General features: G+C 70.4%; 13 protein-coding genes. 4 read left to right on the forward strand and 9 right to left on the reverse strand.

All coding sequences use genetic code 11. From position 1 onward, the window contains the following. Positions 1-7: 7 nt before the first annotated feature. On the reverse strand, positions 8-1,363 hold the full coding sequence (locus AB0I38_RS08020) for a dipeptidase (RefSeq protein WP_358463793.1): 1,356 nt from the start codon (positions 1,361-1,363) through the stop codon (positions 8-10). Positions 1,364-1,592: 229 nt separating this feature from the next. Here AB0I38_RS08020 and AB0I38_RS08025 point away from each other — a divergent pair, with 229 nt between their 5' ends. Together AB0I38_RS08025 and ald are read left to right on the forward strand one after the other, a co-directional pair. Beyond that, on the forward strand, positions 1,593-2,975 hold the full coding sequence (locus AB0I38_RS08025; RefSeq protein ID WP_358463796.1) for an aspartate aminotransferase family protein: 1,383 nt from the start codon (positions 1,593-1,595) through the stop codon (positions 2,973-2,975). Between the two features lie 64 nt (positions 2,976-3,039). After that, positions 3,040-4,155, forward strand: coding sequence for an alanine dehydrogenase (ald, locus tag AB0I38_RS08030; RefSeq protein WP_358463799.1), 1,116 nt, complete (start codon positions 3,040-3,042; stop codon positions 4,153-4,155). Positions 4,156-4,203: 48 nt separating this feature from the next. Here the strand turns inward: ald and AB0I38_RS08035 are convergent, their stop codons facing one another. From AB0I38_RS08035 to AB0I38_RS08045, 3 genes are read right to left on the reverse strand one after another with little or no spacing between them, the layout of a single operon-like run. Then, positions 4,204-5,586, reverse strand: coding sequence for a tetratricopeptide repeat protein (locus AB0I38_RS08035; RefSeq protein ID WP_358463802.1), 1,383 nt, complete (start codon positions 5,584-5,586; stop codon positions 4,204-4,206). A 51-nt stretch (positions 5,587-5,637) separates the two neighbouring features. After that, positions 5,638-6,699, reverse strand: coding sequence for an urease accessory protein UreH domain-containing protein (locus AB0I38_RS08040; RefSeq protein WP_358464152.1), 1,062 nt, complete (start codon positions 6,697-6,699; stop codon positions 5,638-5,640). Then, positions 6,696-6,896, reverse strand: a complete 201-nt coding sequence (locus AB0I38_RS08045) for a hypothetical protein (RefSeq protein WP_358463805.1) — start codon at positions 6,894-6,896, stop codon at positions 6,696-6,698. The genes AB0I38_RS08040 and AB0I38_RS08045 overlap by 4 nt, the downstream gene beginning before the upstream one ends. A gap of 503 nt (positions 6,897-7,399) precedes the next feature. On the opposite strand from AB0I38_RS08045, the gene AB0I38_RS08050 reads away from it, so the two are divergent. Beyond that, a complete protein-coding gene (locus AB0I38_RS08050; RefSeq protein WP_358463808.1) occupies positions 7,400-8,242 on the forward strand; it encodes a MarR family winged helix-turn-helix transcriptional regulator in 843 nt (280 codons plus the stop codon). A 67-nt stretch (positions 8,243-8,309) separates the two neighbouring features. Here the strand turns inward: AB0I38_RS08050 and AB0I38_RS08055 are convergent, their stop codons facing one another. From AB0I38_RS08055 to AB0I38_RS08065, 3 genes are all read right to left on the reverse strand, one after another. Further along, positions 8,310-9,071, reverse strand: coding sequence for a class I SAM-dependent methyltransferase (locus tag AB0I38_RS08055; protein WP_358463811.1), 762 nt, complete (start codon positions 9,069-9,071; stop codon positions 8,310-8,312). A gap of 554 nt (positions 9,072-9,625) precedes the next feature. Further along, positions 9,626-10,273, reverse strand: coding sequence for a response regulator transcription factor (locus tag AB0I38_RS08060; RefSeq protein WP_358463814.1), 648 nt, complete (start codon positions 10,271-10,273; stop codon positions 9,626-9,628). Next, positions 10,270-11,379: a sensor histidine kinase gene (locus AB0I38_RS08065; RefSeq protein ID WP_358464155.1), complete on the reverse strand. Its 1,110-nt coding sequence runs from the start codon at positions 11,377-11,379 to the stop codon at positions 10,270-10,272. Before AB0I38_RS08065 ends, AB0I38_RS08060 begins: the two co-directional genes overlap by 4 nt. A gap of 100 nt (positions 11,380-11,479) precedes the next feature. On the opposite strand from AB0I38_RS08065, the gene ggt reads away from it, so the two are divergent. Then, the gene (gene ggt, locus AB0I38_RS08070) at positions 11,480-13,207 is read left to right on the forward strand and encodes a gamma-glutamyltransferase (protein ID WP_436838727.1); all 1,728 of its coding nucleotides are present in this window, start codon (positions 11,480-11,482) and stop codon (positions 13,205-13,207) included. On the opposite strand, the gene AB0I38_RS08075 is transcribed toward ggt, so the two are convergent. Both AB0I38_RS08075 and AB0I38_RS08080 read right to left on the reverse strand, forming a co-directional pair. Beyond that, positions 13,197-14,651 (reverse strand): flavin-containing monooxygenase, encoded by a 1,455-nt coding sequence (locus AB0I38_RS08075; RefSeq protein WP_358463820.1) that lies wholly within the window; start codon positions 14,649-14,651, stop codon positions 13,197-13,199. The two genes, ggt and AB0I38_RS08075, sit on opposite strands and share 11 nt — an antisense overlap. A gap of 174 nt (positions 14,652-14,825) precedes the next feature. Continuing rightward, a complete protein-coding gene (locus AB0I38_RS08080; RefSeq protein ID WP_189124731.1) occupies positions 14,826-14,999 on the reverse strand; it encodes a hypothetical protein in 174 nt (57 codons plus the stop codon). Positions 15,000-15,042 lie beyond the last annotated feature (43 nt).

Raw genomic sequence — 15,042 nt, forward strand, 5'->3', positions numbered from 1 at the left:
CGGGGTGTCAGATGCCGAGGGCCGAGGGGAGGCTGAGCTCGTGGAGGAAGAGGGCCTCGGCGGTGGCGACGCGGCGCAGCTCCTCCAGGTCGACCCGCTCGTTGGGCGCGTGGATGGCGGCGTCTTCGTCCTCCGCCCCGAACAGCAGGATCTCGGCCGCCGGGAACTGCTTGAGCAGCGTGTTGACCAGCGGGATCGAGCCGCCGGCGCCGACGTCGCGAGGAGGGCGGCCGAAGGCGCGCTCCATGGCCCGGTTGAGGGCCGCACGGGCCTTGCCGCCCGAGTCGGCCTGGAAGCCCGAACCCACCGTGAAGTCGCCGAACGAGACCTGCGCCCCCCACGGCGTGACCTGCCGCAGGAACTCCACCACCGCGTTGACCGTCGTCTTCGGATCGCCCGCCGGGGGCACCCGGACCGTGACGCGGGCCCGCGCCGCCGGCTGCACCGCGTTGATCGCCCCGGAGACGGTCGGCACGTCGAGGCCCGTCACGGTGATCGCGTAGGACGACCAGAGCCGGTCGGCCAGCGAGCCGGAGCCGACCAGTGACACGCCGTCGAGCACGCCCGAGGTCTTCCTGAACTCCGCCTCCGGCGGGCCCTGCCCGAGGAACGACCCTCTGGGCAGCCCCGGGACCCGGATGTCGCCGTTGTCGTCGTGCAGCGAGGTCAGCATGCGCATCAGGGCGGCGAGCGCGTCGGGGGCGGCGCCGCCGAACGACCCGCTGTGCACCGGACCGCGCAGGGTGCGGACCTCGACGGTGAAGGCCGCCATGCCGCGTAGCGACGTGGTCACCGCGGGGTCGCCGACGCGCGGGTTGCCGGTGTCGGCCACCACGATGGCGTCGGCCCGCAGCAGATCGGGGTTGCGCTCGACGAAGGACTCCAGGCGCTCGCCGGCGTATTCCTCCTGGCCCTCGATGATGACCTTGATGCCCACGGGCAGCCGGCCCTGGAACGCGCGGAGCGCGGCGACGTGGGAGATGATGCCCGACTTGTCGTCGGCGACGCCCCGGCCGTACAGCTGCCCGTCGATCTGCGTGGGCTCGAACGGCGGGGTGCGCCACGCGGCGGGATCGCCGACGGGCTGCACGTCATAGTGGGCGTAGAGCAGGACCGTCGGGGCGCCGGGAGGGGCGGGCGACTCGCCGTAGACGGCGGGGAAGCTGCCCTCGACCGGGACCTGCTGGACACGCTGCAGGCCGGTGGAGCGCAGCAGCTCCTCGGTGGCGGCGGCCGCGGCGAACACGGGCTCCTCCGGGTGCCCTGGGAACGCGACGGAGGGGATGGCGGCGAGCCGCTTCAGCTCCTCGATGGCCTGTGGCATCGCGGCCGCGACGGCGCTCTCGATCTGGTCAGGTGTCACGGACGGTCCCCCGGGGGTCGTTCGACGGTCAGCGTCTCATTGCATCACACCCGACCCCGCGGCGCGGGATCAGCATGACCCGCAGATTAATCTACCTGCGGATTTCGTAGCAGTTACATATTGCTGCTGCGGATCTCGGCCTGCTTGCAGAATGTCGCAACGCTTTCGCTTGGCAAAGCCGGAGTGAAGAGGCAGACTGTGGTGAGATCAGAGGCAAGGGAAGATAAACATGACGCAGCCGGACAACGACATCCTCAAGGCCGCGCAAGATCATTTGTGGCTCCACTTCACCAGGCACAGCTCTTACGAGCAGGCCGAGATCCCGACCATCGTGCGTGGTGAGGGCTCCTACATCTACGACATCCACGGCAAGCGCTACCTCGACGGCCTGGCCGGGCTCTTCGTGGTCCAGGCCGGTCACGGGCGCAGTGAGCTGGCCGAGGCGGCGGCCAAGCAAGCCCAGGAGCTGGCCTTCTTCCCGCTGTGGTCCTACGCCCACCCCAAGGCCGCCGAGCTGGCCGCGCGGCTGGCGGCCCTGACCCCGGGCGACCTCAACCGCGTCTTCTTCACCTCCGGCGGCGGCGAGGCGGTCGAATCCGCCTGGAAGCTGGCCAAGCAGTACTTCAAGCTCACCGGCAAGCCGCTCAAGCACAAGGTCATCAGCCGCCAGATCGCCTACCACGGCACCCCGCACGGGGCTCTGTCGATCACCGGGATCCCGGCGTTCAAGGAGATGTTCGAGCCCCTCGTGCCCGGCTCCGTCCGAGTGCCCAACACCAACCACTACCGGGCCGACGAGATCTCCGGCATCCAGGGGATGACCCCCGAGGAGTACGGCTTCTGGGCCGCGGAGCGGGTCGCCCGCGCCATCGAGATGGAGGGCCCCGACACGGTGGCCGCCGTCTTCGCCGAGCCGGTGCAGAACGCCGGCGGCTGCTTCCCGCCGCCTCCCGGCTACTGGCAGCGCCTGCGCGAGATCTGCGACGAGTACGACGTGCTGCTCGTCTCCGACGAGGTCATCTGCGCCTTCGGCCGCCTCGGCACCATGTTCGGCGGGCAGAAGTTCGACTACGTGCCCGACATCATCACCTGCGCCAAGGGCCTGACCAGCGGCTACTCCCCGCTCGGGGCGATGATCGCGAGCGATCGGCTGTTCGAGCCGTTCAAGAAGGGCGACAACACCTTCGCCCACGGCTACACCTTCGGCGGCCACCCGGTCTCCGCCGCCGTGGCGCTGGCCAACCTCGACATCTTCGAACGCGAGGACCTGCTCGGTCACGTCACCAAGAACGAGCCCGTCTTCCAGGCCACCCTCGAAGGCCTGAAGGACCTGCCGATCGTCGGCGACGTGCGCGGCTCCGGCTACTTCTGGGGCATCGAGCTGGTCAAGGACAAGACCACCAAGGAGACGTTCACCGCCGAGGAGTCGGAGCGGCTGCTGCGCGGCTTCCTGTCCAAGGCGTTGTTCGAGGCCGGGCTCTACTGCCGGGCCGACGACCGGGGAGACCCCGTCATCCAGTTGGCGCCCCCACTGGTCGCGGGGCCGAAGGAGTTCGACGAGATCGGCTCGATCCTGCGCACCGTGCTCACCCAAGCGTGGGCCCGCCTGTAGAAACCCCCCTGTCCGGTACGGCATCGCCGTACCGGACATTTTCTTCTCCGAAAGGAACGGCGCGATGAAGATCGGCGTGCCCGCCGAGGTCAAGAACCATGAATACCGTGTGGCCGTCACCCCGGCGGGCGTGCACGAACTCGTCCGCAACGGCCACGACGTCACCGTCCAGAGCGACGCCGGCATCGGATCACAGATCACCGACGAGGAGTATCTCGCCGTCGGCGCGAAGATCCTCGACAACGCCGACGCCGTGTGGGCCGAGGCGGAGCTGGTGCTCAAGGTGAAGGAGCCGATCTCCTCCGAATACCACCGCCTGCGCGAAGACCTCGTGCTCTTCACCTACCTGCACCTGGCCGCCTCGCACCCGTGCACCGACGCCCTGCTGTCCGCCGGGACGACCGGCATCGCGTACGAGACCGTCCAGGTCGGTGACGCGCTGCCGCTGCTCGCCCCCATGTCAGAGGTCGCCGGGCGGCTCGCCCCGCAGGTCGGCGCCTACAACATGATGCGGTTCAACGGCGGCCGCGGCGTCCTGCCGGGCGGCGTGCCCGGTGTCGCTCCGGCCAAGGTCGTCGTCATCGGCGGCGGCGTCTCCGGCTTGAACGCCGCGCAGATCGCCGTCGGCATGGGCGCCGACGTCACCGTCCTCGACACCAACATCGACCGGCTCCGCTTCATCGACGCCGTCTACCAGGGCCGTCTCAAAACCCTGGTCTCGACCTCGTACACCATCGAGCGGGAGGTGCTCGGAGCCGACCTGGTCATCGGCGCCGTCCTCATCCCCGGCGCCAAGGCCCCCACCCTCGTCTCGAACGAGCTGGTCTCACGCATGAAGCCGGGCTCGGTGCTCGTCGACATCGCCATCGACCAGGGCGGCTGCTTCGCCGACTCGCGCCCGACCACCCACGCCGAGCCGACCTACCGGGTGCACGACTCGGTCTTCTACTGCGTGGCCAACATGCCGGGCTCGGTGGCCAACACCTCCACCTACGCGCTGACCAACGCCACCCTGCCGTACGCGGTCAAGCTGGCCAACCTGGGCTGGCGCGACGCGCTCAAGGGCGATGCGGGGCTCGCGCGCGGGCTCAACACGCACCGCGGGCGCCTCACTAACGAGCCGGTCGCGCAGGCGCTCGACCTGCAGTACACGCCCGTCTCCGACGTGCTCGCCGCCTGACCTCCACCGCGGCCCGCGCCGCTTTCAGCGCAGGCCCGAAAGCGCCGCTCAGCGCAGGCCGAAACGACGGCGTAGTTCGCGGGCCGTGGCGAGGACGTGCTCGATCTCGGCCGGGCTGGGCCACGGCGCGCCGCCCGGCCGCAGCAGCGTGACCCGCACCGCGGCCAGATGCTCGATCGCGCTGGTGTGCAGGCCGCTCCGCGCCACCAGCCAGGCGATCACGTCGGCGTGGTCGTGCAGCGGCCTGGTCACCAGGTCCCAGGTGCCGAGCACCTCCGTCAGCGCGGGCACCGCCAGCGAGACGCCGCCCCGGCGACCTGTCGCGGCCGCCGCGAGCTCCGCCCGGGCGTACAGCTCGGGCTCGGCCGTCCGGTCCCACGACGGCGGTGGCGGGTCGGCCAGCCACCGCCGGGCCTCGCCCGCCTGCCCGGCCGCCGTCAGCAGGCCGCCCAGCTCCACGGCCGCCTGGTGGTGCCCGGCCAGCGCCGCCTCACGGAACCAGTGCCGTCCGCCTTCGAGGTCGCCGAACTCCGCGATGAGCAGCAGCCCGAAGTTGAACGCCGCCTCCGGATCGCCCCCGGCCGCCGCCCGGCCGAACCAGTGACTGGCCCCGGTCGAGTCGCCCAGCTCCACGCACACGAACCCGGCCATCCGCTGGGCCTCGACCCGGCCCGCGCCCGCCGCGCGTTCGTACCAGCCGCGAGCGGTGCGCAGGTCGCCACGGGAGAGCGCGATACCGCCCAACTGGGCGGCGGCGCCGGGATGCTCGCTCGCCGCGGCCAGCCGGAAGTAGGTCTCGGCGGCCTCGGGATCGCGGCTGGCCTGCAGGAACAGGCCCAGATAGTAGGCCGAGTCAGCCTGCCCGCCGCGCGTCGCGAACTCCCACCACCGAACGGTCTCCTCGTCGTCACCGGCCGAGTAGGCCAGGAACCCCAGGTCGTGGGCGCAGGCCGTGTCGCCGTCCGTGGCGGCTCGGCGATGCCACTCCCGCGCCGCGTTCAGCTCGCCCGCGTCCTCGCAGATCAGCGCCAGCCGGCGGGCCGCGGGCCGGGACCCGGCGCGGGCCGCGCACTCGAACCAGCCCCTCGCGGTCTCCAGGTCGCCGCGCTGCTCCAGCAGCAGCGTGGCCAGGTTGACGGCCGCCTCCGCGTCACCCGTGCCGGCCGCCCGTTCGTACCAGAAGACCGCCTCCTCCAGGCTGCCATGCTTCTCGTGCCAGATGCCCAGGTTGAAGGCGCTGTCGACGTTGCCACCCGAGGCCGCCATCTCCCACCAGTGCCGGGCCGCGGAACGGTCACCCCGCTGCGCGTGCAGCCTGCCGAGCCGGTGCGCCGCCTGCGCGTCACCCGCCCGCGCGGCCAGCAGCAGCTCGGCCTCGTCGCCCACGCGCGGCGCCGGAACGGCCGGCGCCTCACCTTGCCACCACGACATGGCCCACAGGGTGACACGTAACCGGACGGAAGCGTGGAGTAATTGCCGGGTCTAGGAGAACTCGATGAACCCCGTGTACATCCCCATCGCGCAGGTGTAGCGCATCGTCCCGGTGGGTTGCGGAGGTAACACCACGGTCGCCGGCAGGGCGATGTCACGGCCGTCGATCACGACCGTGCCCGTGCAGCCCTGGTCGACGAGCTTGAACACCACCTCCACCGGCACGCCCGCCCTGGCCGTCACGATGCCCGGCCGGTAGCCGTCGCGCATCGCCCACACCGTGACCCTGCGCCCGCCCTCCGCGACGGCCGCCCCGGTCGTGCTGCTCTTGTCCGTGCCGGTTTCGTTCGTGCTGGTTTCGTTCGTGCGCGCGCTGCCGGTTGCCGGTACGCCGGCCGAGGCCGCGGCGGAGAGCGTCGGCCGCGGCAGCCAGCCGCCCAGGTTGAGCCCGGTGCCGATCGTCCACATCCCGGCCACCAGCGCCACCACCCCGGCCAGCCTGGCCACCCTGGTCCGCGAGACGCGCCGGAGCACGTAGCCCAGCAGCGCGAACGCCGGAGCGGTGCCGAGCACGAACCCGGCCATCACCGCCGCCCCGCCGAGAGGGGATCCGCTGGAGACGGCGACCATCTCCATGCCGATCGTCACGCCGCACGGGACCAGGATGGTCGCCGCGCCCAGCAACGGCGCGGCCAGCCGCCTCGTCTGCCGTGCCGGCGGGGCGCAGCCGGGTTCCGTACGGCGCAGCAGTCGTACGGCGAACACGATCACCGTGACGCCCGCCGCCACGAGCAGCAGTGCCCTGGCCGCGGGCGGCAGGCTGACGGCCGCGCCCAGCAGCCCGAGCAGCGCTCCCACCGCCGAGTGGGCGACCAGCCTGCCCACCAGGAACCGCCCGATCAGCGACGGGTCACCGGCGGAAGGCTGCGCCGAACACGTCTCGTCCTTTCCGGCTCTGGCCGCTCCCGTCGATTGAGGGGCGGTGGTCGGGCCGGCGCTTCGGTCCATCAGGCCGACCAGAAGGCCGCCCTGGACCGCCGCGCAGGACGCGGTGCCCGCCAGGAGGCCGGCGGCGAGGCCGCTGGCGAGCAGGGCGGCGGCCTGCGCGCTCAGTGGATGAGAGCCAGGTCGTCCAGCGCCCCGCTCTTGGCCGCCTCCACTATCGAGCTGAACTGAGCGCGGCTCATCTCGACGCGCTGCCCGAAGTCGTCGGTGATGATCACCTGACGGTCTTCGGGGGCCGCGTGGTCGACGAACAACTCGGGGCAGCCACAGCTGCACTGGCCGCAGAATCGGGCGATCGACCGCATACTCGTCCCCACTCTCGATGTAGGTTCCAGGAGCAACGTAACGTGTCTTATTGGACGCGGCCAGTAACAGTATGTTTACCGGCGTTGACCGAATCGGACCCTCCTTCGGGGCCGTCTACGGTGGGTGGGCGCTTGGACCGCGGAGACGGGTGGGCGCTTGGGCCCGCGGAGACGGGTGCGCGTTCCGGCCGACCGCGATTGCCTTGGGTCTGGTGATTTTGGCCTTCGGCCTTGTTTCGGGCGCGGGGGTACTTGGCACGGTCTTAAGTCGGCCGGAACGCCCACCCGCCTCCGCTTCACTGCCCCCGCCGTCCTGCCTGCCCACCGCAGAGCGGGCCGGGCTTCGACGCCTTCCTCCTCACCGATGCTGAAGCACCTGTTTGCGCCCCTTGGCCTGCTCGCCGTAGCTGAAGCCCGAACTTTCCGGCACAGTGCGGGTTGCTCTCCGTATGTGCTGCGCCTCAGTTCGTGCCTAATGTATGCGAAACGCATATAGTGGGCCGATGAGTACTTCTGGGCTCACTCAAGTGGCCATTGAGCGCTGGCATGCGGCCGTCAACAGTAAGGATCCGGCTGCGGCACGGCTGGTCGTGTGCGATCCGACCGTTGTCAGCGGGCCGAAGGGAGCTGGGCCCATCACCCCGGACGAGTTCATCGACTGGGTCATGCGGTCGGGCATCGAGTTGCGCGCGACGTCGTGGCATCCGATCAGCGACAGAGTGATGGTCGTCGAGCAGGACGCGCGCTGGCCCCAAGGCGCCGGATGGACGTGTGTGGCGACCGTCTTCCGTGTCACCGGCGACCAGGTATCCGCCGCACTGCGGTTTCCCGACCTGCACGCGGCCCTCGAGTTCGCCCGCGTCCATGCTGAGCTGGTCGCGACCGAGTTGCCGCGCACGGCTCAGAACGAGGCAGAGGCGGGGCAGGCGCTCTTCCAGTTCGTACGGCACTGGTCGCGCCGCTGGAACACCGACGGCAGGCTGGCCGAGCGAGGCAGGGACGTCCAGGTCGCCGAAGCGGTCTACGCGCTGAGGGCTCAGCCGCAGGTGACCGTCAACGACCTGGCCTCCGAGTTGGCCATCGACCAGTCCGGGGCGTCACGGATGGTGGCACACGCCGCCGAGCAGGGCTACCTCGTGACACACCCGGCGCCCGCGGACGCCCGGCGCCGCGCCGTCAGCCTGACCGACGCGGGGTTCGCCCTCCTGGAGGCGGCGCACTCCTGGCAGGAATCGATCTTCGTCACACTCACCTCGGGCTGGACCGATGCCGAACGAGCGGAATTCCACCGCGCCATGCTCCGCCTCGTTGGCCGATCTTCGGCGTTGGCCGCCGAAGACAGGTAGCCGCCTGATCGGCCTCCGGTGATTCGTCCACCGAGCTAAGGCGCCTTGCGGTGATCGCCCGGAATGATCATTTCAGTTTCGGAGCGGCCTTCGCCTCGATGAGGAAGCGGGCGGAGTGGGCGACGAACGGGCCGTCAGTTTGGAGGCGGTCGTGCAGATCGCGCAGCTCCGTGCGGTAGCGGTCGACGGAGAAGCCGGGCACGATCCAGATCACCTTGCGCAGGAAGTAGATCACCGTGCCCACGTCGTGGAACTCCATTCGGAGCCGTTCGGCTCGCAGGTCGACGACGGTCAGGCCGGCCGCCTCCGCCTCGCGCCGGGCCTGCTCCGGGTCGCGGGCCGAGCCGTCCAGCGGACCCAGGAAGAACTCCGCCAGCTCGAAGACGCTGCGCCGGCCGACCTGTTGGGAGAAGTACGTGCCGCCAGGGCGGAGCACGCGGGCGATCTCCGTCCACCACGTACGCACCGGGTGGCGGCTGGACACCAGGTCGAAGGCGTCTGTCCGGAAGGGCAGGCGCGGCTCCTCGTCGTCGGCCACGACCGCGCCCCCTCTCTCACGCAGCCTGGCGGCGGCCAGCTTGAGATTGGGCGGCCACGATTCGGTGGCGACGGTCACCGGCGGGAGCTTCGGGAGCCCGGCCAGGATCTCGCCGCCGCCGGTCTGGATGTCGAGTGCGGCCGTCGCCTCGGCCATCCGCTCACCGAGCAGCCGTGCGTACCCCCAGGAGGGGCGTTCCTCGCTCGCTCGTCCGTCGAGCCAGGAGAAGTCCCACCCGTCGACCGACACAGTCTCGGCCTCGGCCACCAGTTCCTCGAACGATCTCCCCATCGTTCGACCGTGCCATCCCGCTTCGCCCCCGGACAACCGATTTACAGCTAGCCCGCCGTCTCCTCGACCAGATACTTGATCGGCCTGCCCGGCTCCCACATGTCCAGAGTGTGCCCAGCCCGCGCTGTGCCGGAAAGTTCGGGCTTCAGCTACGGCGAGCAGGCCAAGGGGCGCAAACAGGTGCTTCAGCGTCGGCGAGCAGGAAGGCGTCGAAGCCCGGCCCGTTCTGCGGTGGGCAGGCAGGACGGCGGGGGCAGTGAAGCGGAGGCGGGTGGGCGTTCCGGCCGACTTAAGACCGTGCCAAGTACCCCCGCGCCCGAAACAAGGCCGAAGGCCAAAATCACCAGACCCAAGGCAATCGCGGTCGGCCGGAACGCGCACCCGTCTCCGCGGGCCCAAGCGCGCACCCGTCTCCGCGGGCCCAAGCGCCCACCCACCGTAGACGGCCCCAAGCGCCCACCCACCTCCGCGCCCCGCAGGCACACCCACCGTAGACGGCCCCAAACGCCCCGGCCGCGCCGACGTGCCCATGGCGGGCAGGCCCAAACGACAGGTCAGAGCCAGCCGGGTCTGACCAGGCCGGACTCGTAGGCGATGACGACCAGTTGGGCGCGGTCGCGGGCGTTGAGTTTCATCATGGCCCGGCTCACGTGGGTCTTGGCCGTCGCCGGCGACATGAACAGCTTGGCCGCGATCTCGTCGTTGGTCATGCCGGCGCCGACCAGGGTGAGGACCTCGCGCTCACGTTCGGTCAGCCGGTCGAGGCCGTCGGCGGCCAGCGGCTCCTTGGCGCGGGAGGCGTACTCGGAGATCAGGCGGCGGGTCACGCTCGGGGAGAGGAGGGCCTCGCCGGCGGCCACCACGCGCACCGCCTGGATGAGCTCGGCCGGCTCGGTGTCCTTCACCAGGAAGCCGCTGGCACCGCCGCGCAGGGCCTCGAAGACGTACTCGTCCAGCTCGAAGGTGGTCAGGATGATGACGCGCGGGCCCGGGGGCATCTGGCGGGTGGCGGTGAGGCCGTCGGTGCCGGGCATCCGGATGTCCATCAGCACCACGTCCGGACCGTGCTCGCGCGACAGGCGCACGGCCTCGGCGCCGTCGGCGGCCTCGGCGACCACGGTCATGTCGGGCTGGGCGTCGAGCAGGGCCTTGAAGCCCGCCCGCACCAGGGCCTGGTCGTCGGCGAGCAGCACGTTGATCAAGAGTTCTCCTCGGGGAGGGGGAGCCGGGCCGAGACCTGGAAGCCGTTGCCCGAGGGGCCCGCGACCAGCGAGCCGCCCAGCGCGGAGGCGCGTTCGCGCATGCCGGGGATGCCGTTGCCGCTGCCCACCTCCGCGTGGACGGCGGGTGACGTCGCGCCGGTGTCGCTGATCTGGATGGACAGGTCGTCCGCGCCGTACTCCAGGCGGACCAAGACCTGGGAGCCGGGGGCGTGGCGGGCGGCGTTGGTGAGCGACTCCTGCACGATGCGGTAGGCGGCGCGTTCGACCGGCCTGGGCAGGGGCCGGCAGCCGGCGTGTTTGATCGTCACGTTCACGCCGGAGCGTTCGGCCAGCTCGTCGAGGCGGTCGAGCCCGGCGGTGGGGGAGCGGGGGGCGCCGTCGCGGAGCACGTTCAGCACCGAGCGCATCTCGCCGAGCACCTCCTTGGAGGCGATCTTGATCGTGGCCAGCGCGGTGCGGGCCTGCTCGGGGTGGTCGTCGATGAGGTGCAGCGCGGTCGAGGCCTGGACGTGGATGAGCGAGATGTTGTGCGCCAGCACGTCATGCAGCTCCTGGGCCATGGTGAGTCGTTCCTCGCTGGCCTGCCGCCTGGTCTCCTCCTGGGTCGCCCGCGACTGCTGGGCGCGGCGCTCGCGCAGGATCCTGAGCAGCTCGGCCGCCACCATGAACACCAGGATGAACGCGCTGATCGCCAGCGCGTGGTAGATCCAGAGCCCGCCCTGGTAGGTGCCGAGCCCGGCGTAGACGAGGAAGACGGCGAGCGTGACTCCGGCCAGGATCCACGCGGCCAGCCGCCGGCCGTTCATGATCATCAGGAACAGCGCGGTGATCGGGGCGAAGAAGATGGGTCCGTACGGGTAACCGCCCCACACGTACACGTATGTCGCCGCGAAAGTAACAAATGACGAGATAAGTGGAATCTTCCGGTACACGGCGAGCATCGCCGGACCGACCAGCAGCAACCCGTACGCCAGAGGGGTGAGCGGCTCCCTGAGCGCCTGCTGCCCATACTCCGCACCAGGGGACAACCCCACCTGGGCGACCGCGACGATCAGCGCGAGGTATGGGGTGTATCCGGACTTCATGCGCACATACCCACGCTAGGTCAACGTCCTGACCAGTGCATCCCCCGCATGTCGCAGGGGGCCCTACCGCGACGGGCGTACCTGGTCCATCGTGGACACCATGCGCAGTGTGATCGTTTCCACAGCAGCAGTCCTCCTCATGCTGGCCGGCGCCCCTCCGGCGCTGGCCGAACCCCCTCACAAGGTCCCCGTCGCCGAGGGGACGGGCGGCGCGGTCGCCACCGTCGACCTCGACGCCAGCAAGGCGGCCATCGCCGTGCTGAAGAAGGGCGGCAACGCCATCGACGCCGCGGTCGCCGCCGGCGCGGTGCTCGGGGTCACCGAGCCCTACTCCGCCGGGCTGGCGGGCGGCGGCTTCATCGTCTACTACGACGCCGAACGGCGTAAGGTCCACACGATCGACGGCCGCGAGACGGCCCCGAAGGCCATGCACGCGGCCACCTTCGAGGGCATCCCGTTCGAGGAGGCCGTGACCAGCGGCTTGTCGGCGGGGGTGCCGGGCGCGGTCGCGCAGTGGGACCTGGCGCTGCGCAAGTTCGGCACGATCTCGCTCAAGCAGGCGCTGCAGCCGGCCATCGAGGTGGCGTCCAAGGGCTTCGTCGTCGACCAGACGTTCGCCGCCCAGACCGAGCAGAACCGCGCGCGGTTCAAGGACTTCTCCTCCACCGCCGCCCTCTACCTGCCGGGCGGCGCGCCACCGGCCGTCGGCTCCGTCTTCAGGAACCCCGAGCTCGCCGCCACCTATCGCGAGCTGGGCAGGCGCGGCCCCGACTGGTTGTACGGCGGGCAGCTCGGCAAGGAGATCGTCGCCACGGTCAAGCAGCCGCCGGTCGTGCCCGGCGCCACCCGCAACGTCAGGCCCGGTCTCATGGAGCAGTCCGACCTGCGGGCCTATCGCGCCCTGCTGCGCGAGCCCACGCACGTCGACTTCCAGAACCTGCGGGTGTACGGCATGGCGCCCCCGTCCTCCGGCGGCTCGACCGTGGGTGAGGCGCTGAACATCCTCGACTCGCTGCCCCAGCTCGGCCTGCACGAGTACCTGGAGGCGTCCCGGCTGGCCTTCGCCGACCGCAACAAGTACGTCGCGGACGTGCCCGGAGTGCCGCTGAAGGAACTGCTGTCCGACGGCTTCGCCAAGGAACGCGCCTGCCTGGTCGGCACCCACGCGATGGCGCACCCCGCCGCCCCTGGCGACCCGGACGGGAGTTACACGTCCTGCGAGGCCCCGAAGGGCGCCTCGACGCCGACGGCCGGCGAGGGCCCGGAGACCACGCACCTGGTGGTCGCCGACCGCTGGGGCAACGTGGTGGCCTACAACCTGACCATCGAGTCGACCGGCGGCAACGGCATCGTGGTGCCCGGCCGTGGGTTCCTGCTCAACAACGAGCTGACCGACTTCACCTTCGGCCCGGCTCCGGGCGACCCGAACCTGCCCGGTCCCGGCAAGCGGCCGCGCTCGTCGATGGCGCCCACGATCGTGTTCGAGCACGGCAAGCCGGTGCTGGCGGTCGGCTCGCCCGGCGGCGCGACGATCATCACCACTGTGCTGCAGATCCTGGTCAACCGCTTCGAATGGGGCATGAGCCTGCCCGAGGCGCTCGCCGCGCCGCGGGCCTCCCAGCGCAACAGCGCGCAGACGCAGGCCGAGCAGGCGTTCCTCGACGCCCACCGGGCCGAGTTGGAGGCCCGCAAGCACAGCTTCGCGCTGACGGCCGAGATCGGGGCGGCGACCGCGCTGGAGTTCGTCGGCCGGAACCGGGTCCAGGCCGTGGCCGAGCCGACCAGGCGCGGCGGCGGCAGCGCCCTGGTGGTGAAACCTAGTAGATGAGCTCGTAGGCGTCGGGCTTCACCTTGCGGGTGCGCGCCCAGTACTCGAAGGTGAAGCCCGGCCAGATCGTCCGGTTGACGCCGTGCTCGTCGAGATACCAGGAGTCACAGCCTCCGGAGTTCCACACCAGCGGGTCGAGCCGTTCGAGCAGCCGCCTGCCGAACTCCCGCTGCCGCTCCGGCCGGACGTCGAGCGCCCTGGCCCGGGTCCTGGAGAGCAGGCGCAGGCAGTCCATGACGTAGCGGATCTGCGACTCGATCATGAAGACGACCGAGTTGTGTCCGAGCCCCGTGTTGGGGCCGAGCAGGAAGAACAGGTTGGGGAAGCCGGCCGTGCTGATGCCGTAGTAGGTCTCGATGCCGTCCTGCCAGGCCTCCTGGATCTTCACGCCGTTCCTGCCGACGATCCGCTGATCCTGCAGTGACTCGGTGACCTTGAAGCCGGTGCCGTAGACGATCACGTCGACCTCGTGCTCGGCGCCGGTCGTGTCGACGATCGAGTGCTCCCTGATCTCCGCGATGCCGTCGGTGACCAGGTCGACGTTGTCGCGGGTCAGCGCCGGATAGTAGTCGCTGGAGATCAGGATGCGCTTGCAGCCGATCGTGTAGCCGGGGGTCAGCCTGCGGCGCAGCTCGGGGTCGGGCACCTGGCTCTCCAGGTGCCGGCGGGCGAGCGTCTGATGCACCTTCATCAGCCGGGGGTCCACGGTGAAGCCCAGCGCCCTGCTCTCCAGCAGCCAGTAGAGGCCGTGACGCAGCGTCCTGGCCGCGCCCGGCAGCCGCAGCGCCCGCCGCATCCGGGGCGGGACGGCGAAGTCGGGCTTGGGATGGATCCACGGGGGTGTCCGCTGGAAGACGGTCAGCCTGGCGGCCTTGGGGGCGATCTGGGGGACGAACTGGATGGCCGAGGCGCCGGTGCCGATCACGGCCACGCGCTTGCCGGTGAGGTCGGCCGCATGGTCCCATCCGGCGGAGTGGAAGGCCGGGCCCGCGAAGCTCTCCCGCCCCGGTATCTCCGGAAATGACGGGATATGGAGGGCGCCGATGCCGGATACGACGGCATGTGGCCGCAGGGTCTCGCCGTCCGCCGTGGCCACCTCCCACACCCGGTCGCCGTCGTCGTACTCCAGGGAGACGACCCGCTTGCCGTACCTGAGATGGGGGGCGATGCCGTATCTGTCGACGCACGCTCGCAGGTAGTCCCAGATCTCCTCCTGCGGGGAGAACATCCGTGACCAGTCGGGGTTGAGGGCGAAGGAGTAGGAGTACATGTGCGACGGCACGTCGCAGGCGCAGCCGGGGTAGGTGTTGTCGCGCCAGGTGCCGCCGAGGTCCGTGGCCTTCTCCAGGATGACGAAGTCGTGGTAGCCGGCCTCTTTGAGCTTGATCGCCATGCCGATCCCGGCGAAGCCGGAACCGATGATCACTATGCCTGGCTCAGCCACGGCTCCTCCTCCGCACCCGAATTATTGGACGCGATGTCCAATGTAATCCGCGTCCGGCGTCCGGTCCAGGTTCCATTCGCAGTGAAACACCTCACACCGACCAGTCGGTATGGCTCCGCCGGGAAACACGAAAAGCGCCGAGAGCCGTAGCCGTCGGCACGCTGTCAGGCCTGGTCAGCGCAGGAGCAGGAAGACGCCCACACCGACGATCGCGATCGCGAGCACGACGGCGATGATCGGCAGAAGGGGCGACCTCTTGGGCGTCGCCGCCTCCTCCTGCTCGGACTGCTGCGCGAACGCGCGGAACTGCTGGGTGTTGCCGGCGGGGTCTATATGCTGGTCGGACATGGGCAGCAGCCTAGCGGGATCACATGCCGCAATTGCACTGCTT

This window comes from Nonomuraea cavernae, from assembly GCF_040655715.1.
In the GTDB taxonomy this organism is placed as follows: domain Bacteria; phylum Actinomycetota; class Actinomycetes; order Streptosporangiales; family Streptosporangiaceae; genus Nonomuraea; species Nonomuraea cavernae_A.